The 18,874-nt window shown below is 62.2% G+C and carries 17 protein-coding genes; 11 read left to right on the top strand and 6 right to left on the bottom strand.

The window, feature by feature from the left end; genetic code table 11:
• Nucleotides 1–41: 41 nt before the first annotated feature.
• The 4 genes from IPM84_03455 to IPM84_03440 form a co-directional block, all read right to left on the bottom strand.
• Nucleotides 42–1,268 (bottom strand): hypothetical protein, encoded by a 1,227-nt coding sequence (locus tag IPM84_03455; GenBank protein ID MBK9091829.1) that lies wholly within the window; start codon nt 1,266–1,268, stop codon nt 42–44.
• A gap of 97 nt (nt 1,269–1,365) precedes the next feature.
• Nucleotides 1,366–1,572, bottom strand: a complete 207-nt coding sequence (locus tag IPM84_03450) for a hypothetical protein (GenBank protein ID MBK9091828.1) — start codon at nt 1,570–1,572, stop codon at nt 1,366–1,368.
• A 339-nt stretch (nt 1,573–1,911) separates the two neighbouring features.
• Nucleotides 1,912–2,217, bottom strand: coding sequence for a DUF2442 domain-containing protein (locus IPM84_03445; GenBank protein MBK9091827.1), 306 nt, complete (start codon nt 2,215–2,217; stop codon nt 1,912–1,914).
• Nucleotides 2,218–2,223: 6 nt separating this feature from the next.
• Entirely contained in the window at nt 2,224–2,484 is a 261-nt protein-coding gene (locus IPM84_03440) for a hypothetical protein (protein ID MBK9091826.1), read from the bottom strand.
• Between the two features lie 190 nt (nt 2,485–2,674).
• Between IPM84_03440 and IPM84_03435 the strand changes: the two genes are divergently transcribed.
• Genes IPM84_03435 through IPM84_03420 form a run of 4 tightly spaced genes read left to right on the top strand, consistent with a single transcriptional unit; the run spans nt 2,675 to nt 6,238 of the window.
• The gene (locus tag IPM84_03435; protein ID MBK9091825.1) at nt 2,675–5,290 is read left to right on the top strand and encodes a hypothetical protein; all 2,616 of its coding nucleotides are present in this window, start codon (nt 2,675–2,677) and stop codon (nt 5,288–5,290) included.
• Between the two features lie 12 nt (nt 5,291–5,302).
• Nucleotides 5,303–5,629: a hypothetical protein gene (locus IPM84_03430; protein MBK9091824.1), complete on the top strand. Its 327-nt coding sequence runs from the start codon at nt 5,303–5,305 to the stop codon at nt 5,627–5,629.
• Nucleotides 5,626–6,030, top strand: a complete 405-nt coding sequence (locus tag IPM84_03425) for a type II toxin-antitoxin system VapC family toxin (protein MBK9091823.1) — start codon at nt 5,626–5,628, stop codon at nt 6,028–6,030. The genes IPM84_03430 and IPM84_03425 overlap by 4 nt, the downstream gene beginning before the upstream one ends.
• Before the next feature lie 22 nt (nt 6,031–6,052).
• Nucleotides 6,053–6,238: a hypothetical protein gene (locus IPM84_03420; protein ID MBK9091822.1), complete on the top strand. Its 186-nt coding sequence runs from the start codon at nt 6,053–6,055 to the stop codon at nt 6,236–6,238.
• Between the two features lie 15 nt (nt 6,239–6,253).
• On the opposite strand, the gene polX is transcribed toward IPM84_03420, so the two are convergent.
• Nucleotides 6,254–7,975, bottom strand: coding sequence for a DNA polymerase/3'-5' exonuclease PolX (gene polX, locus IPM84_03415; protein ID MBK9091821.1), 1,722 nt, complete (start codon nt 7,973–7,975; stop codon nt 6,254–6,256).
• A 14-nt stretch (nt 7,976–7,989) separates the two neighbouring features.
• Entirely contained in the window at nt 7,990–8,613 is a 624-nt protein-coding gene (locus tag IPM84_03410) for a histidine phosphatase family protein (protein ID MBK9091820.1), read from the bottom strand.
• 342 nt (nt 8,614–8,955) lie between these two features.
• On the opposite strand from IPM84_03410, the gene IPM84_03405 reads away from it, so the two are divergent.
• The 7 genes from IPM84_03405 to IPM84_03375 all read left to right on the top strand — a co-directional run bounded on the left by IPM84_03405 (nt 8,956) and on the right by IPM84_03375 (nt 18,870).
• Nucleotides 8,956–9,747, top strand: a complete 792-nt coding sequence (locus IPM84_03405; GenBank protein MBK9091819.1) for an SDR family oxidoreductase — start codon at nt 8,956–8,958, stop codon at nt 9,745–9,747.
• A gap of 167 nt (nt 9,748–9,914) precedes the next feature.
• Nucleotides 9,915–11,069 carry a carotenoid 1,2-hydratase gene (locus tag IPM84_03400; GenBank protein MBK9091818.1) on the top strand — a complete coding sequence of 385 codons (1,155 nt, stop codon included), beginning with the start codon at nt 9,915–9,917 and terminating at the stop codon, nt 11,067–11,069.
• Between the two features lie 231 nt (nt 11,070–11,300).
• A complete protein-coding gene (locus IPM84_03395; GenBank protein ID MBK9091817.1) occupies nt 11,301–14,504 on the top strand; it encodes a helicase in 3,204 nt (1,067 codons plus the stop codon).
• Between the two features lie 3 nt (nt 14,505–14,507).
• Nucleotides 14,508–14,678, top strand: a complete 171-nt coding sequence (locus tag IPM84_03390; protein ID MBK9091816.1) for a hypothetical protein — start codon at nt 14,508–14,510, stop codon at nt 14,676–14,678.
• Nucleotides 14,668–15,120, top strand: a complete 453-nt coding sequence (locus IPM84_03385) for a DUF3800 domain-containing protein (protein MBK9091815.1) — start codon at nt 14,668–14,670, stop codon at nt 15,118–15,120. Before IPM84_03390 ends, IPM84_03385 begins: the two co-directional genes overlap by 11 nt.
• A 311-nt stretch (nt 15,121–15,431) precedes the next feature.
• On the top strand, nt 15,432–15,701 hold the full coding sequence (locus IPM84_03380; GenBank protein ID MBK9091814.1) for a hypothetical protein: 270 nt from the start codon (nt 15,432–15,434) through the stop codon (nt 15,699–15,701).
• A complete protein-coding gene (locus IPM84_03375; GenBank protein MBK9091813.1) occupies nt 15,625–18,870 on the top strand; it encodes a hypothetical protein in 3,246 nt (1,081 codons plus the stop codon). The genes IPM84_03380 and IPM84_03375 overlap by 77 nt, the downstream gene beginning before the upstream one ends.
• Nucleotides 18,871–18,874: the final 4 nt, after the last annotated feature.

Raw genomic sequence — 18,874 nt, 5'->3', positions numbered from 1 at the left:
ATCGCTGACGCCGGTGTGCTGGTGATTTTTGAGAGAATCGATTAGCTCGCTCGATCGATCCTCCGAAACCACTTGAACTCTCCGTCTAGCTTCAAACGAGCGACGAGCACCCTTGCTCGGCCGGACACTTTTATCTGGTCAGAATCGAACTTGCCGAATGCAAGCTGCATCAGTTGGAGTAGCGTGTGTTCATCCTTGATACCTTCGTTACGCGCCGCCTGGTAACCGCGAGCGAACGTTATCATCCGGCGCAGGCCAGTGTCTAGGTCGATCGCCTCAGTTCGTAGTCTCTGTTGTTGCTTAATTGCGTTAGGACTTGGCTGAATGATCCTCGGGCCGATGTACTCGAGTCTGATCGGTAAGCCCATGTACTGCGAGGCAAGAGCGGCGATCTCCTTCCCCCATCTACTGCCCAGGTCCGTTGCGAGTCTCACAGGTCCGTTACTGTCAACCCGAGCCCCAGGGAGTACATAGTGGGCGAACAGCTCTCTCGCTGCTGTCTCTACGGCGTTCAGAACTCGTTTTTCAGTTTTCTCCCACCGCGGTGATGCGGCGTTCAGTTTTTGGATAACGTCCTTATCGCTCTGTGAGAAGGGCACCCTTCCGCTCGCCACATCGGGGTGAAGACTTACCGAGAACCTGACATCAAGTGTGACGGTGCAGAAATCCCAGTTCTCAGTGAGCACGTCATTCAGCGTAATCGTCTTCTCAACAGGACTCAGGCTGTAAGTCGCCACAAGCCACTCAAGGGGGTCAATGAGAAGTACTCCTGGGCCACTGATGCGACTAGTACACCCCGGCTTCTCAAAGACTGCCGCAGCACCAGGTCGGAGTACCACCACGCGCGGGCCAGGTGTTTTCTCCGAGTTGACCGGGCGCACACTCCCATCCGGATGAACTACTTGGGGGTCCCCAGATGCGCCCAACGCCGCATCAATTTGATACTTTAGCGCCCTCAGAAGACTCCCGCCGAATAGTCCCCGCAACTCGTCGGCCATTAGAATATTGGTCACCAAGAAGGTGACTGAACTCACCAACGCAGCTCCTATGAAGGCCTGTCGCCCCAGGATGATCAAAGTGGCAACTAGCACAAATCCGACAAGGGAGGCGGTCGCCAGACTGATCTTACGAGTGGCGATAGCTAAAGCGATGGGGATCCCTACCAAGATACCAGCGAGCATTCCAGGGACAACGTGTCTTGTGACCCCGCCAATAAAGAGGCCAGTCAGAATAAAGAAGAACGCAAAGAACCGGAATATTGGTTTCATAGGATCGACTCCGACTCCGTTGTACTGCACTTAGTGTAGATAGTGTTGCCCTTGACTATCAGTTACGCATTTCATATTGTCGTGACAGCGGATGAGTTCACCGTTCGCACATCTCGTTAATGTCACGGCCGACATATTCAAGCGCCAGCCGATTCAATTCCTGCACAATCCTCGCCCGCTCGCTGCATACCGACGCGGTACTGCCAAATCGCCCTTCGCTTCTGATGTTCTCCAACAGTCGACTTTCAAGCGTCGGGGATTCAAATATGACCTCCGCATTGCCACCTCGCAGCGCGTCCTTCATGACCTGCAACCTGCGTTCCAGGTTGAACTGGTCTGCACCCGCTTTTCACGCAATGCGCACCGGCACGATGTCCCCCGCCACCGTGACCTGTAACGTCGGCGTTTGTGGCGCGCCATGATCAGTCGCCCAGCGCTTGACGCCATCGGTCACGTAGCGACTGGCGTCGGAGACAGTGACAAAGCCCTTCTCGTCGAAATCGGCCTGGTCGGCCAGGGCTTCGAGTAGATAGCAGGTGAAAACACCGCTCCCTTGCTCAGGCCACTCCCAGGATCTCTGCCCTTATGGCAGGAGCCAGCACAGCCATGCCCTCGGCTTCCTCGAAGGCACGCCGGGTGAAGTTCAGACTATCGCGGCATAGCGAGCGCGGCGTTCAGCGATGATCTGTTCGCTGTATTCCGGCCAGTCGTGAAGAATCACCGGGTTGAGATCAGCGCCGTTCGGCCATTCGATCGTACCGGTGTCGGCATTGACGCACACTTGGGCGAACAACGCTTCATCGCGCAGGGCGCCCCATAGGGGGCCAAGAAGAAGCGGCTCGAAGTCAATCACTCGCTCGCTGCCATCGTCAAACTGCAGGTGCAGGTGAGAGTTCGGCAGAATGGTCACACTGCACACATGGATATAGGCTCCGAAGGGAATAGGCATTGGTTTCTAACCGACTGCCTCGCGTTGCTCGATCTCGGTCCATACCTCTTCATGCGAATAGGTAGGCGCGCCCTCGGCGATGCGGGTCAACACATCGTTGGCAAAGCGAATGTCGCTCGCTTCACTCTCGGCACGGGCGACATAGTCTGCCAACGCCGTACGCACGACTACCGCGATCGTCTCTCCGCGCAACGCAGCGACGGCACGCACGCGCTTGCGCAGGGCTTCGGGCACCTTCACGGCCAGGTTCACACTAGCACCTGTCATAGTCTTGCCTCTCATCGAAAAGCTGGCGTCATAACCATCAGTATACTCCGACCTTCGCGTTCAGTAAAGTGAAAGACAAGCGTCCGCGTTCATACGGGCGCGGCGTTCAGCGATGATCTGTTAGGTGTAGACATTTGGTTTTCTCTTTGGTATACTTCCTCTAATCTCCCGCATTCACGGAGGTATCCGTATGCTGCGCCTCATTATACTACTACTCATCGGTTTTGCTGTGATTGGTCTGGCCGCGGCCGCGCCCGCGGCCACCGACCTGCCGCTTTACACCGACGCGCTGGCACCGCCGTGGGCGCATGAGGCGCTCTGGAAGCAGACGCCCTTGAGCACGCTGGACTTCAGCAGCACAGAGCAGGTTCACAGCGGCAGTTACGCCATGCGCGTCAGCTTCACGGGCTGGGGCGGCTTTTCGCTGGCGCACAACGCCGGCGTGTACCCCGCCCCTGGCTACACCGCGCTGCACTTCTGGCTGCACGGCGGCGCCAGCGGCGGTCAGGTGCTGGCCGTCAGCCTGGGCGACAACAGCGCCGGCAACCCGGAGTTCGATTGGATCTACCTGGCGCCTTTTCTGCCCGGCGGCGTGACGCCTCCCAACGCCTGGACCGAGGTGACGATTCCCCTGGCCGTCCTGCTGCACGACGGCGCGGCCACGCCCACGCAGTTCAATCGCCTCAACGTCTACGATGGCAACGGCGGCGGCGAGGCGACCTTCTACCTGGACGACATCAGCATCCTGGGCACCAATGGCCCGCCGCCGACCGCCACGCCAACCCCGACGCCTGGCCCTGAAACCCATCGCGGCCTTTGGGTCTGGGACGATGTGGTGGCGGGCAGTGCGCGCCAGGCGCTGTTCGCCTTCACCGCGCAGGAGCACTTGAATTCGATTTATGTCGAGTCGGAGGGCTATCTGCGCAGCAACGCGGCCGCGCTCGGCGCGTTCACCGGCGACGCCAACAGCCACGGGCTGGAGGTCGAATGGCTGTTGGGCTACGCGCCCTGGGCGCTGACACCCCATCACGCGGACCTGCTGGGGCTGATAGATCGCGCCATCACGCAGACCCTGGCCCTGCCGCCGAGCAACCGGCCGCTCGCAGTACACCTGGATGTGGAACCACACACGCTGCCGGAATGGCAAACCGATCCGCAGGGCACGGCGCAGCAGTACCTGGCGCTGCTCGACGCGGTCAACAGCCGCCTAACCGCCGGCGGCGCCGGGCTGGCCCTGGTGGTGGACATCCCCTTCTGGTACGACGGCCGGAGCGTCACCTACAATGGCCAGACGCGCCCACTGAGCGAGCATGTGCTCAACCGGGTCAGCGTCGCCACGTTGATGGATTACCGCGACCATGCCTGGGGCGGCAACGGCCTGGTGACGCTGGCCGCCAGTGAGGTGACGTTTGCGGGCAGCGTGGGCAAGGCGGTGCGCGTGGGCGTGGAAACCAATGCGCCGGGCGGCCAGCCGGCCTACATCACCTTCTACGAGGAGGGGCGCCGGGTGATGCTGGGCGAGCTGGCCGTGACGCGCAACGCGTACGCGGGCGCGGCCGGTTTTGGCGGCGTGGCGGTGCATGATTACGACGGCTACGCCAATCTCGACCGGCGGCGGGGCGTGGCGCCCTGGATGCCGGTCAGTTGGGATCAGGCCGCGGCCCTGGCGAGCTACCAGGCCAACGCGGCCGCGCTGGATGACATCCTGCCGTTCCAGTACGAGCTGAGCGCGGCCGCGGATGGCAGCCTGATCGCGCTGGCGCCGGTGAACGCCGGCCTCGTCAGTCAGATGCACGCCAACGGTCATCTGATCTTCCCCACGATCACCAATCAGTTCGACCCGGCCCGTGTGAGCACGATCATCAACAGCGCCAGCCTGCGCCAGGTACACATCCAGACCATCCTGGCGCAGATCAACGCCTGGGGCTTCGATGGCATTGACATTGACTACGAAAGCCTCTACGCCGGCGATCGCGACGCGTTCACCACCTTCATGACCGAGCTGGCGAGCAGCCTGCACGGCCAGGGCAAGCGCGTCAGCATCGCGGTGCATCCCAAGACCTCGGAACCGGGCACGTGGAACGGCCCGCAGGCGCAGGATTACGCGGCGCTGGGACGCGTGGTGGATCGCTTCCGCATCATGGTTTACGACTATCACTGGTCAACCAGCCCGGCCGGACCGCTGGCGCCGCTGGCCTGGGCCGAGGATGTGCTCGATTTTGCCGTGAGCGCGGTGGACCCGGCGCTGATCTGGCTGGGCATACCTGTCTACGGCTACGATTGGGTGGGCAGCAGCGGCGAGGCCATCACCTGGACCGAGGCGATGGCGCGGCTGGCCAGTCACGGCGCGACCCTGCAATGGCAGGATGCGGACGGCAGCGGGCATGTCAAGGAGCCGTGGTTCAGCTACGGCGCGCACGAGGTCTGGTTCTTCGATGGGCTGGCGGTGCGTCACCGGCTGCGCCTGGCAGACGCCTATGACATTGCGGGCATCGCCATCTGGCGCCTGGGCCATGAGGACCCGGCCGCCTGGCAGTGGATCGAAACGTGGCGGCGCTTCTACGCGCAGGGCGACCTGACCGGCAACGGCCTGACCGACGTGGTGGATGTGCAGTCCGTCGCTGTGCATTGGGGCGAGACCGCAGCCCAACCGGTCTTCGACCGCTGGTATGACCTGGATGGCGACGGCGCGGTGACGCTGGCGGATGTCGCCATCATCGCCGCGCAGTGGGATGGGGTTGGCTCGACGAAGCGCGGATTTTGCCTCGGGTGTCGCCGCTTCCGCTCGTGGGTGCAGGAGGAGTGAGGACCATCTTACGTGCCAGGAGATGAAATCCGTGGTACAATGATTCCAAGAAAGGGGCGAAAGATGAATTCTGGTGTTTTGGCGGTTGTTAATGAAGTAACCTTTGAACAAGTAGTTCTGCTTGCTCAACGATTGCGCCCTGTTGACCAAGCTCGTTTAGTGGTTCGACTTGCACCGAAAGTTGAATGGTTGTTGATGAAAATTGAATCCATTTCTTCACCGCCGTCTCGTATTCCGTTGCGCGGCTTATGGTCCGACTTAGGTACAGCGCCATCAGCAGAGGATATTGACCAAGTGCAACAGGAAATGTGGTCAACTTTTGCAGAGAGTGAGGCATGACAATTCGCGTCGTTGCTGATACTCATGCACTGCTTTGGTATCTTTACAATGATTCTCGCCTGTCCAAAGCGGCAACAACGTTCATGGATGCCATTGATGAGGGTGGTGATCAAATCGCAATCGCCTCGATTACGCTGGCGGAACTGGTATATCTGATCGAGAAGGGGAAGATTGCGTCAACTTCCTTTGAACGTGTCATTGAGATGCTGTCCCAACCGAACGCGACCCTGGTTGAAATCCCCTTTGACCGCGTGGTGGCCGACATGATGCGAAGAATCGAGCGTGACCAGGTTCCAGACCTTCCTGATCGTATCGTTGCTGCTACCGCTTTATCTTTGGGTGTGCCATTGATTAGCCGAGATCGGAAGATTCAGGCATCCATTGTGCCAACCATTTGGTGAGAAACCCGCGTTAGTTCAGGTTATGTATGCGCAGGGCGACCTGACCGGCAACGGCCTGACCGACGTGGTGGATGTGCAGTCCGTCGCTGTGCATTGGGGCGAGACCGCAGCCCAACCGGTCTTCGACCGCTGGTATGATCTGGATGGCGACGGCGCGGTGACGCTGGCGGATGTCGCCATCATCGCCGGCCAGTGGGATGGAGGGTAGACGAAGCAAGAATTGTCAGGCGCGGCTGCGTAACCAGGCGAGGAGGGCATCCGGCGGCCAGGTGTTGATGACGTGCTGCGGCTCGACCCACGCCCGCCGTGCGGTGGCGATGCCGAAAAGCTCTTGCGCCAGGTGCTCCGGGTCGTGCGCGTCGGTGTTGATCGCCAGGCGGATGCCCATCCCGATGGCGCGGCGGGCCGCGATGTCGTCCAGGTCGAGCCGGCTGGGATTGGCGTTGATCTCCAGCGCGACGCCGCTCTGAGCGGCCGCGGCCAGGATGGCGTCCATGTCCAGGTCAGCGCCCTCGCGGTCAGGAATCAGGCGGCCGGTGGGGTGGCCGATGATGTCCACGTGCGGGTTGCGCACCGCGTTGAGCAGCCGCGCGGTCACCTGGTCGCGGGGTTGACGCAGGCTGGTGTGCAGAGAGGCCACGACGATGTCGAACTGCGCCAGCACTTCATCGCTGTAGTCGAGCGAGCCATCCGCGCGAATTTCCACCTCGGCGCCCTGCAGAAGGCGCAGCGAATCGCCCAATTCCTGCTGCACCACGTCTATCTCCGCGCGCTGACGCGCAATGTCCTCCACCTTGAGGCCGCCGGTGATGCCCAGCCCGCCCGAATGATCGGTGACGGCGAGCACCTGCAGGCCACACGCCCGCGCGGCCAGGGCCATCTCTCGGATCGAGGCCCGGCCATCGCTCCAGGTCGAATGGCTGTGCAGCTCTGCGCGGCGCTGACCCGGCGTAATCAGCCTGGGCAGGCGGCCGGCCAGCGCGGCCTGAATCTCGCCGCGGTCCCCGCGCAGCTCCGGCGCAATCCACGGCAGGCCGAGCGCGGCGTACACCTCTTCCTCGTTGGCGCACAGGATTTCGCGGCCGTCCGCGGCCGTCAAGGCCTGGTCCGACAGGGACAGGCCGCGGTCGAGGGCCAGTTGGCGCAGGCGCACGTTGTGCTCTTTGGAGCCGGTGGCGTACTGCAGCGCGGTGCCGAAGCGTGCCGGCGGATGCGCCCACAGTTGCGCTCGCAGGCCGCTGCTGAACTCCACGCTCGATTTGGTGCTGCCCTGACCGAGGATGCGCGCCACGCCTGGCTGGCTGACGAACGCCTGCATGACCGCCGCGGAATCGGCCGCGGCCACCAGCAGATCGAGATCGCCCACGGTGGCCTTCATGCGACGCAGGCTGCCGCCCAGGGCTGCGTTCACCACGCCGGGCACGGTGCGCAGGCCGATCAGCATTTGCAGGCCAACCGGGTAGGCCAGGCCCAACGGCGTGCGGCCGCTGCGCCGGCTCAGCGATTCCAGTCCCGCCAGGATTTTGGCCTCTGATTTGGCGCCCATGCCGGCCAGGCTGCGCAGTTGACCGCCGGCCGCCGCGGCTTCCAACTGCGCCAGGGTGGTGATGCCCAGGCTGCGCCAGAAGAGGGCGATCTTCTTCGGCCCCAAATCGGGTACGCGCAGCAGTTCGGCCAGCGAGGGCGGCACTTCGGCCTGCAGCCGTTCCAGGAAGCCGAGCTGACCGGTGCGCAGCAGTTCATCCATTTTATCGGCAATGGCTTTGCCCACGCCCGGCACCTCGCGCAGTTTGCCCTCACGCCAGACATCGGCGATGTCACGGCCCAGGGTTTCCAGACTGTCGGCCACTTTGCGGTAGGCCAGGGTGACGTAGATGACTTCGCCCTGGATGTCGAGCAGGTCGGCGATCAGGCGAAAGGTGTTGGCGAGCTCGTGGTTGGTCATGGGTTTACCTGTCTTCAGAGGTCGTTGAGATGGTCGGCGCGGTCGTGGTAGTGCAGGCGCCAGGTTTCGCGGCGCGGGTGCTCCACGTACTCGAACTGCGTGATGCCGCTGTTGCGCAGCCAGACTTCACAGCGACGCCACGGCCCCACGTTGAAGATGTGGTCGAAGGTGGCCTCCACAACGCCGCCGTGACAGATCGCGACGACGGTCTGCTGCCGGTGACGCTGCACGATTTCCTCCAGGAAGGAGCCGACGCGTGTGCGGAAGTGCATCCAGCTCTCGCCCTCGCCCATCGCCGGGGTGATCGAGTTGAAAGGGCGCTCGCTGCCCCAGTAATCGGCGTAGTCACGCGGTAGGTCATCGTTCGGATAGGGGGAATGGTCGAGGCGGTTGTTGCCGACCTCACGCAGGCGGTCCTCGCGCTGCAAGGTGATGTTGTAGGCAGCGCAGAGTGGGGCAGCCGTTTCCAGGGCGCGGCGCATGGTGCTACAATAGAGGATGTCCATCGTGGGGAGTTTGGTGGGCAGCCAGTGGGCCAGGGCCGCAGCCTGGCGTTGGCCCAGGTCGGTCAAGCCTTCGTCCGTATTGCCCTGGTTCCAGCCCTCCAGGTTGACCAGGCTCTGACCGTGTCGTATCATGAAAAGACGCATTGATTTCTACCTTTCGTCAATAGGGTGTGCCAGTCCAGTGTAGACGCCTGGCGGTGATTGTCAAATCGCGGCGCTGCGTTGCAGTAGTTCCAAACGTAGCACACATTCAACCACAAAGAGCACAGAGAACACAAAGAAACGGCAGATCAGGCGCAAATCGGCAACTTCTCTGCGTTCTTTGTGATCTCTGTGGTAAAAAACCAGGCTACATTTGGAACTGCTGGCTGCGGTGAGAGTGGGCTTGGTGACTCCAGGCTGCGGCCGCGAGTCCAAGTGATGGCGGCTTGTAAGAATTTCTTCCCGTATAGTTTCAAGCACGTGAGGGATGTCATGCAACGATTTCAAGATCAGATTGTGGTGGTTACCGGCGCGTCGAGCGGCATCGGCCGCGAGTTGGCGCGGGCGTTCAGCGGTGAAGGGGCCACGGTGGTGCTGGCCGCCCGTTCCGTGGACGCGCTGGAGCAGTTGGCGGCCGAACTGAGAGCCGCGGGCGGTCAGGCGCTGGTGGCGCCGACCGATGTGCGCGAGTACGGCCAGATCGAGCGCCTGATGCACGTCACGCAGGAGACGTTCGGCCGTCTCGATGTCCTGGTCAACAATGCCGGCCAGGGCTTGGGCGTGTGGGCCAAGGACCTGACGATGGGGCCGGTGGAGGATCTCTTCCGCACCAATCTGTTTGGGCTGATCTACGCGACGCGGCTGGCGCTGCCCGGCATGATTGCGCGGCAGCGGGGTCTCATCATCAACATTTCATCGGTGGCCGGCAAGGTGGGCACGCCCAGCGACAGCATCTACGCGGCCAGCAAGTTTGCGGTCAACGGCTTTTCGCAGGGGCTGCGCGCGGAAGTGGCGCAGCACAACGTGCGTGTGCTGACGGTTTGTCCGTTCTTCACCAGCGGCACCGGCTTCAGCCGGAACGTCGCCGGGCGTGGCTTCGAACCGCGCAATCCGCTGCGCCGCATGAGCGCCCGCCGTGTGGCCGAGTTGACGCTGGACGCGGCCGCGCGCGGCAAGCATGAGCTTGTTCTGACGCGCACGGCCCGCTTCGCCGTGTTCTTGAACCACACCCTGCCCGGCGTGTTCGATTGGGGATTGGCGACGGCCGCGAGGTTTTTGAAGTAGAGGGCGGAGAGCGGAGAGCGCAAAGTGCAGAGTGCAGAGTGCAAAGTGCAAAGTGCAGAGCGGAGATTCGTGTGCGAGAGCGGAGACCGAAAATCGAAAATCTGAAATTGAAAATCGGAGAGCGGAGACCGGAGGTCGAAAATCGCAAATCGTGAATCGGAGATCGCATGACGCGTCGTAGCGCGTTTTGGCTGATTGTGGTGGTGCTGTTGATTGTGAGCGGGGTTTGGTGGCTGGGACGACCGCAGGCGGATGGGCAGGTCAGTGGGCAGGTGGTGGCGGCGGCGGCGCCATCCACGGTCGGGTTCGAGCGGGTCACCGCGCCGCTGAGCCTCGAGTTTCCGCGCGACCACGGCGCGCATCCGGCTTATTTGACCGAATGGTGGTATTACGTGGGCAACCTGGTGAGCGCGGACGGGCGCCAGTTCGGTTTTCAGTTGACCTTCTTCCGCCGCGCGTTGAGCGCCGAAACGGCCTTGCGCAGTTCGGACTGGGCCACCAACCAGGTCTACATGGCGCACTTTGCTCTGAGCGACATCAGCGGGCAGCAGTTCTATGCCTTCGACCGTTTCAGCCGCGGCGCGGCCGGGCTGGCCGGCGCGCAGGCGCAGCCCTACCGGGTTTGGCTGGAAGACTGGTCGGTGACAGGCGTGGGGCCGCAGACCGAGCACCTGCTGGCGCAACAGAACAGTGTGGCCCTTGACCTGACGTTGGCCTGGGGCAAGCCGCCGGCACTGCATGGCGAGGCCGGGTTGCATCAAAAAGGGCCGGAGGCGGGCAACGCGTCCATGTACTACTCGCTGACGCGTCTGCCGCTGCAGGGCGCCGTCACCCTCGACGGCCAGACGTTTGCTGTCACCGGCAGCGGCTGGATGGATCACGAGTTCGGCACCACGGCCCTGGGCGAGCGGGCCATCGGCTGGGACTGGTTTGCCCTGCAGCTCGACGATGGCCGTGAGCTGATGGTCTACCAGATTCGGCGCGAGGATGGCAGCATCGAGCCGCAGTCGAGCGGCAGCCTGATCGCCGCTGACGGCCGCGTGCAGCACCTGGCCGGCAGCGATGTCCAGATCAGCGTACTCGACACCTGGCAGAGCGCGGCCAGCGGCGGGCGTTACCCGGCGCGCTGGCGTGTCACGCTGCCCGCCTACGGCCTGACACTGGAGATTACCCCGCGCCAGGCCGACCAGGAACTGCGCCTGGCGCAAACCTACTGGGAAGGCGCGGTCGCCATCCAGGGCGAGAGCGCCGGCCAACCGATTACCGGTCAGGGCTATGTGGAACTGACGGGGTACGTGGGCACCCTGCGCGGACAGTTGTAGCGCGCAAGGGGATTGACAACCCCTTCGCGCCCTGTTCGCCGCGCTGAAATGCGCACCACGAACGGTTCGTAGTACGCACTTCAGTGCGCTGAAGTGCATACTGACGAACGATCTCCTGATTCCCACGCCCTTTGCTCCTCGCCACGAACCGTGCTATACTCCCTGACCACAGCAACCCAACATCCCAACGAACAAATTTGCTCCACGAATCTGACCGAAAGAATAGCGCCTATGTCCAACCCATCATCCCAACGTCGCCCGCCAGCAACATCCTCTATCAAGCCCGCCGGTCGCGGGGGCGATCTCTTTATCGTGGACAACAGCGATACGGACTGGAAAGTCCGTTCCTACCTCTCCGACTGGTGCGAGCTGTCGTCGGCCATTGACATCGCGACCGGTTACTTCGAGATCAGCGCGCTGCTGGGGCTGCAGGAGAAATGGCAGACGGTGGATCACATCCGCATCCTGATGGGCGACGAAGTGTCGTCTCGCACCAAACGAGCCTTTGCGCGTGGGTTGGAGCGCATCCAGGGCCAGTTGGAGCAGAGCCTGGAGGGCGAGAAGGTCCGAAACGACTTCCTGGAAGGCGTGCCGGCTATCGTCGAGGCGATCCGATCGGGGAAAATCGAGTGTCGGGTCTATAGCCGGGACAAATTTCACGCCAAGGCGTACATCACGCATGGCCGGCTGGCCGTATTGGGGTCGTATGCCCTGGTCGGGTCCTCCAATTTCACCTATCCGGGGCTGGTGGACAACGTCGAACTGAACGTGCAGATCAAAGGGCCGGAGGTGGGGCTGCTGCAGGAGTGGTACGAGCAGTATTGGGAAGAAGCGGAAGACATCACGCCCGATATCCTGCGCACGGTGGAGCGGCACACCCAGCCGCGCACGCCGTTCGAGATCTGGTTCAAGGCGCTGGATGAATTCTTCCGGGGTCGCGAGCTGGAACCGGACGCCTGGGATCAGCAGCGCTCGTTCGTATTTCCGTTGCTCGATAAATATCAGCAGGACGCCTACCGCAAGCTGCTGGAGATCGCCGACCGTTTCGGCGGTGCGTTCCTGTGCGACGGCGTCGGCCTGGGCAAGACCTACGTCGGGCTGATGCTGATCGAGCGGCTGGTGTTCAAGGAGGGCAAGCAGGTCGTCCTTTTCGCGCCGAAGGCGGCCCGCGAGGATGTGTGGGAGCCGGTGCTCAGGCAATATCTGGAACGGGTCTTCAGCGGCTTCGTCAACCTGGTCATCTACAACCATACCGATCTGCAGCGGCACGGCAAGTGGCCCAGGGAGATCGAGATGACCGTGCGCGACGCGGACGCAGTGATCATTGATGAAGCGCACCACTTCCGCAACCCCGGCATTGCCGGCGAAGGGATCAAGACGCCATCGCGCTACCGCCTGTTGCAGGGCTACCTGCAGGATAGCGACCGGCCCAAGCAGGTCTTCTGTCTCACGGCGACGCCGGTCAATAACTCGGTGCATGATTTTCGGCACATGATCGAGTTGTACACCGGCGGGGACGAGCGGCGCTTCGCGCCCACCCTGGGCATCCACAGTCTGCGCCGGCATTTCATTGATCTTGAGAAGAAGATCCTCGGCCGGTTGCCGGCGTCCGAGCAGATGAGCCTGCTGGTCGAAGCGGACATCAAAGAGGCGGAGCGCGCGCTGCGCCGCGACCCGGTCTTCGATGCCCTGGTGGTGCAGCGCAGCCGGGCCTATGTGAAGGAAAGCCAGCGCCTCGACGGCGGCAACGGCGCGCTCTTCCCGGAGCGCGAACCGCCGAAGGTCGTCCCCTACAGCATCAAATCCACCTACGGCGTGCTCCTGCAGAGTGTGCGCACCGCCTTCCACAAGGAGCGGCCGCTCTTCGTCCTGGGCATCTACTATCCCCTGGCCTATTGGCGCGGGGACAAAGAGAGCGTCACCTACAAGTCGTTCGACGAGAACCGCCAGCGTCAGGTCGTCATGCTCATCCGAACCCTGTTCCTCAAACGCTTCGAAAGCTCGGCGCGGGCGTTCGAGGGGTCATGTTGGCGGCTGTTGCGAAAGCTGCTGGCCTGGGTCACGGTGCATGTGACGTCCGAGCACGATCGGCGCCGCCTGGAACGCTGGCGGATCAAGAACGGGGAGTTGATCGGTTATGCCCAGGCGCACCAGTTGGATCTGTGGCCCGAAGAAGCCGACGAGGACGAGGTCGAGGAGTTCCTGAATGAGGACATCCTCGGCGCTATCGAGCGGCGTGACCCGGCCCAGTTCGATGTGGATGAGATCCTGGACGACACGTTCGACGATCTGGATCAACTCGTGGATTTCCTGCGCGAGGTCGGGCGGGTGACGCCAGATCGGGATGACAAGCTCAAGGCGCTGATCAAGCTCCTCAAGACCGATCCGGTGCTCAGGGCGCAGAAGGTCATCATTTTTACCGAGTTCGCCGACACGGCGCGCTACCTGGAGCGGGAGTTGGCGGCCGCCGGCATCACAGGTTTGCAGCGCATTGATGGCGGCAGCAATCAACGCCAGCGCAGCGATGTGATCCGCCGCTTTGCACCGTATTACAACGGCCTGAGCAGCGCCGAGCTGGCCGCCCAGGGCAAGCCGCCGATCCGGGTGTTGATCTCCACCGATGTGCTCTCCGAAGGCCTGAACTTGCAGGACGCGACCCGGTTGATCAACTACGATCTCCACTGGAACCCCGTCCGCCTGATGCAACGCATCGGCCGCGTGGACCGGCGCATGAATTCCGCGGTGGAGGCACGCCTGGTGGCCGATCACCCGGAGCTGAAGCTGCTGCGCGGGAGGGTGGCGTTCTGGAACTTCCTGCCGCCCGATGAGTTGGACGAACTGCTGCACCTCTTCCAGCGCGTCACCAGCAAGACGCTGGTGATCTCGCGCACCCTGGGCATCGAGGGCCGCACGCTGCTGACCCCCGACGACCGTTTCGATCCGATCAAGGAGATCAACGAGCAGTGCGACGGCACGCTGTCAGAGGCGGAGCAGTTGCGGCTGGAATACACGGCACTGCTGGGGGCGCACCCGGCGCTGGCCGCGACGCTGGCGAAGCTGCCGCTCAAAGTCTTCTCCGGCCGGGTTTCGCCGCGGCCGGACGCGCGCGCCGTCTTCTTCTGCTATCGCATCCCGCGGCCCGATCCCAATCTGATCGAGGCCGAGCCGGGCCAGCCGCGCTGGAGCGACGCGGCCGGCTTCACGGTCTGGCTCTGCTACGACCTCGAAGGCAGCCGCGTCCTGACCGAGCCGGGCGCCATCGCCAACCTGATCCGCTCCGAGCCGGACACCCCGCGGCATTGCGCCCTGGATCGCGCGGCGCTCTCCGAGCTGCGCAAGCGGGTGGAGCGGCAGGTGGTCGCCGACTATCTGCGTCCGCTGCAAGCGCCGGTGGGGGTCACGCCGATCTTGAAATGTTGGATGGAGTTGAACTAACGAATGGCCCACGCGTTTCTCGATGAATCGGGAGATGACATCCCGTTCGGCGGCCAACCCTATCTGGTGGTTGCGCTGTTGAGCACAGGGCAGCCGCGTGCCCTGGACGTGGATCGTCAATCCACCGCCGCAAATCGTGGCGCCGAGTCTGGCTTCGGGCGAGATGAAGGCTGACGCATCGCCGCCCGAAGTGACGGCACGGCTATTGCAAGCGATTGCCGCGGCACCGATCGAGATCGTGGCCGTCGTCCTGGACAAAGCTGCGATCCTGCGGCCGCCAACCGACCCACGTGCGATCTATCGCCTGGTCGTCGCCGATGCTGTGCGCCGGGCGGCCAAACGCCAGCCGCAACTCGACCTCTGTCTCGATAAACGGTACACGTCGCTCAGGTTACGTCAGCTATTGGAACATGCCATCCTGGATAACCTGGCAGGCTTATCGGCAAATGTCACGATTCGACATGGAGATTCCATTGCCGAGAAGGGTTTACAGGCAGTGGATTTCGTGGCGTGGGCGTTGTTTCAGAAGTATGCGCGCAACAGACGTGAGTTCTACGATCTCATCGCGCCGCGGATTGTGGTTGAGGAGTTGCTGCAGATCGCACTGTGGGAATAAAAAATAGCGGCTCACCCTGGGCTCCGATCTCAATCTGTCCCCGCCGGAATTGCGCCGGTAGGCTAGGCCACCGCAGGTGGTCAGAGTCGCCAGGTGTTACGAGCCGCACTTCTAAATGTGAGGATACCACGAAGTGCTGCGGCTGTCAATATCGCGAAAGTTTTCTGTGCAGGCGTATCTTGCACAAAGAGCGCGTATCCAACCCTATCTAATTCGCGTCTCATTTCATCCAATTCGCGTCCAATTGTGCAGCAGATTGCTGCACAATTGCCATGCGACCCAGCGTAAAAGTACTGACAGGAGCCTATCCCATGCCCGTTTCCGCCGACACCCTGCGTTCTATCAAAACCTTCCCCGACCTGGTGCGCTACCTGGAAGACGAGCTTGACTGGCCGCTGCAGGAATACGGCTTCGACGAACTCACCTTCGAGTACTCGCCCGCGGAGCTTGGGGCTGCGGGACGCGGACGCGGCCAAAGTCAAGGCGATCCACCAACTGCGGCCGATGGCCGACGGCCAACCCTTCGGCATCTTTTTCGTGGAGTTCGAGCGCAAGCGCATGCCGGTGGTGGTGCTCCGTAGGATCCTGAGCCACCTGGCGCTGAAGCAGCGCGCGGGCGCCAACCGGGCGGGGTCGGCGGCCTGGGCGTTGGGCGATCTGATCTTCATCTCCGCGTTCGGCGATGAGGCGAGCGACCAGCGCGAGATCGCCTTCGCACACTTCCGCCAGGAGGCCGGCGACCTGCCCACGCTGCGCGTGTTGGGCTGGGACGGCGCGGACACCGGCCTGAAGCTGGATTACGTGGCGGCCGTGCTGCACGAGCGGCTCTGCTGGCCGGCCGATCCCGCGGACGCGGACGCCTGGCGCCAGCAGTGGGCCGACGCCTTCCGCCACCGCCTGGGCCACGTGATCCGCACGTCGGACGCGCTGGCCGAGCGGCTGGCCGAGCTGGCGCGGCGCACCCGCGGGGCCGCGAACACTCTGATGGCGCACGAATCGGAGCGCGGGCCGCTGCGCCAATTGCACCGGGCGTTCCAGACCGCGCTGATCCATGACCTGACCGAAGAACAGTTCGCCGACACCTACGCCCAGACCGTCACCTATGGGCTGCTGACCGCGGCCATCCAGCGCACCGACCTGCAAGGGGGCCGCCACGACACGACCCTCTACTCCGACATGCTGGCCGAGGTGGTGCCGATCACCAACCCGTTCCTGAAGGAGATGCTCCAGACCTTCCTGCACATCGGCGGCCGCCAGGGCGGGATCAACTTCGACGAGCTGGGCATCCAGGACGTGGTGGATCTGCTGCGCGGGGACGAGACCGACCTGCCGGCGATCCTGCGCGACTTCGGCAACCGGACGCGCGGCGAAGACCCGGTGATCCACTTCTACGAGCACTTCCTGGCCGCCTACGACAAGAAGCTGAAGGTGCAGCGCGGCATCTTCTACACCCCGCAGCCGGTGGTCTCCTACATCGTGCGCAGCGTCCACGAGCTGTTGCAGACTGAGTTCGGGCTGGCGGACGGGCTGGCGTCTACGGTGACGTGGGGCGAGATGCGCCAGACCTTTACACGCCAGACCTTTGAGGTTTCGGAAACCTCAAAGGTCTTTGCCATTCCTGAAGGCACGGACTCCGCGTCGCCGTTCGTGACGATCCTGGACCCGGCGACCGGCACGGCGACCTTCCTGGTCGAGGTGATCGAGGTGATCTACCGGCACCTGCGGGCCAAGTGGGACTCTCCGGAGCGCAAGCAGCTACCCGGCCTTTCAACCTTCATCCTTCAGCCTTCATCCTTTGCCGACTACTGGAACGACTACGTCCCCCGCCACCTGCTGCCCCGGCTGCACGGCTACGAGCTGATGATGGCGCCCTACGCCATCGCGCACATGAAGATCGGCCTGAAGCTGCACGAGACCGGCTACCGCTTCGGCAGCGTCGAGCGCGTGCGCGTCTACCTGACCAACGCGCTGGAGCCGCCGGACGACGAGCGGGGGCAGTTGGCCTTCGCCGGCTGGACGCCCGCGCTGGCCCACGAGGCGCAGGCGGTGAACGCGATCAAGCGGTGGCAGCGGTTCACGGTGGTGATCGGGAATCCGCCGTATTCCAACTTCGGGCAGTTGAACCGAATCCCGTGGATTCTTGAGTTGCTGGACGACTACAAACGAGGGCTTGCCGAGCGAAAGATTAACCTCGATGATGACTTCATCAAGTTCATACGGTTTGCCCAGTACCTTCTGGATGCCTCAGGCATGGGTATACTGGGGTTTATCACTAACAACACCTACTTGGATGGTGTTACGCATCGACAAATGCGAGAGTCATTGCTCCGCGCGTTCTCTTGGGTAGGGATTGTTGACTTGCACGGAAGCGTGATGAAAGCCGATACTTGTCCTGACGGTTCGCCAGACGAAAACGTATTTGATATCAAACAAGGTGTCTCAGTGGGATTGTTTTGTCGGACAGTTGGAGGTGCTCAAAACTCGTTACTTCATTACGATATGTGGGGCACGCGAAGTGCCAAGTACTCAGTTCTTTCCACAGCAGCGCCGCGAAGTATGGTTTGGCAGGCGCTGCCGGCAACGAAGCCAACTTTCTTCTTCGTGCCCAAATCTCTACGCCTAGCAGAGGAATACGAGGACTGGCCTTCGATCGCCACGGTATTCAGAGAGTTTGTAAGCGGGATACAAACCGGTCGCGATAGCTTCGTTTCGAGTGAATCAGAAGCCGATTTCGAGGCCAGACTCTCCGTATTGATGGATCCAAGTGTTAGCAACGAGGAAGTCGGGAGACGTTATAAATTGCCTGATTTTGACGGTTTTGATCTCGGAACATGCCGACGAACATTAAGAGACACACATACTGGCAAGGCATGCCGACAGAAATGGTTATATCGACCTTTCGATGTGCGTCCTATCCTATTCCACGATAGCGTCATCAAACGTACCCGCGGAACTGTCATGAAGAGCCTTCTGGTGCCCAATGTCGCGCTGATTACGGTGCGGCAATTGGCGAAAATAGGTTTCTCTCACGTCTTTGTCACAAAACACATGGGTGATGGAAACGCGATCTCTATCAACACACGAGAGTATAACTACTATTTCCCGCTCCATGTCTATCCCAGCAACCTGCAAATATCTCTACCGGTTGATTCGACTCTCAACATGGCCGAGGAATTCATCCGGCAAGTGCGTACCAAGCTTGGGGCGAAATCGGTTGACAGCGACAAAGGTGATTCAGATAGCTCAGTCGGAGCGATCGACATCTTTCGTTTTGCATATGCGGTACTTCATAGCCCCACCTACCGCGCCCGCTACGCCGAATTCCTGAAAATTGACTTCCCGCGCGTCCCGCTCACGAGTAGCCTGGAGTTATTCCGCTCCCTGGCGACACTCGGCGGCGAGCTGGTCGGTCTGCACCTGCTGGAATCGCCGGCGCTGGCACGGCGCATCACCACCTATGCCGGCCCCGCGGCCCCCACGGTCGAAAAGGTGGTCTATGCCGATGGCGCGGTCTGGCTCGACAAGGCACAGACGGCCGGCTTCCGCGGCGTGCCGGAGGCGGTCTGGAACTTCCACATCGGCGGCTACCAGGTGTGCGAGAAGTGGCTCAAGGATCGCAAGGGGCGCGTGTTGTCCGCGGAGGATATCGCGCACTACCAGCGCGTGGTGGTCGCGCTGAACGAGACGATCCGGGTCATGGGGGAGATAGACGAGGTGATCGAGGCGCACGGCGGCTGGCCGATACAGTAGGGAG

It is taken from the genome of Candidatus Amarolinea dominans (genome assembly GCA_016719785.1).
Classification (GTDB): domain Bacteria; phylum Chloroflexota; class Anaerolineae; order SSC4; family Amarolineaceae; genus Amarolinea; species Amarolinea dominans.
The sequence above is the reverse complement of the archived record's forward strand: the minus strand, read 5'-3'. Positions and strand labels throughout refer to the sequence as shown.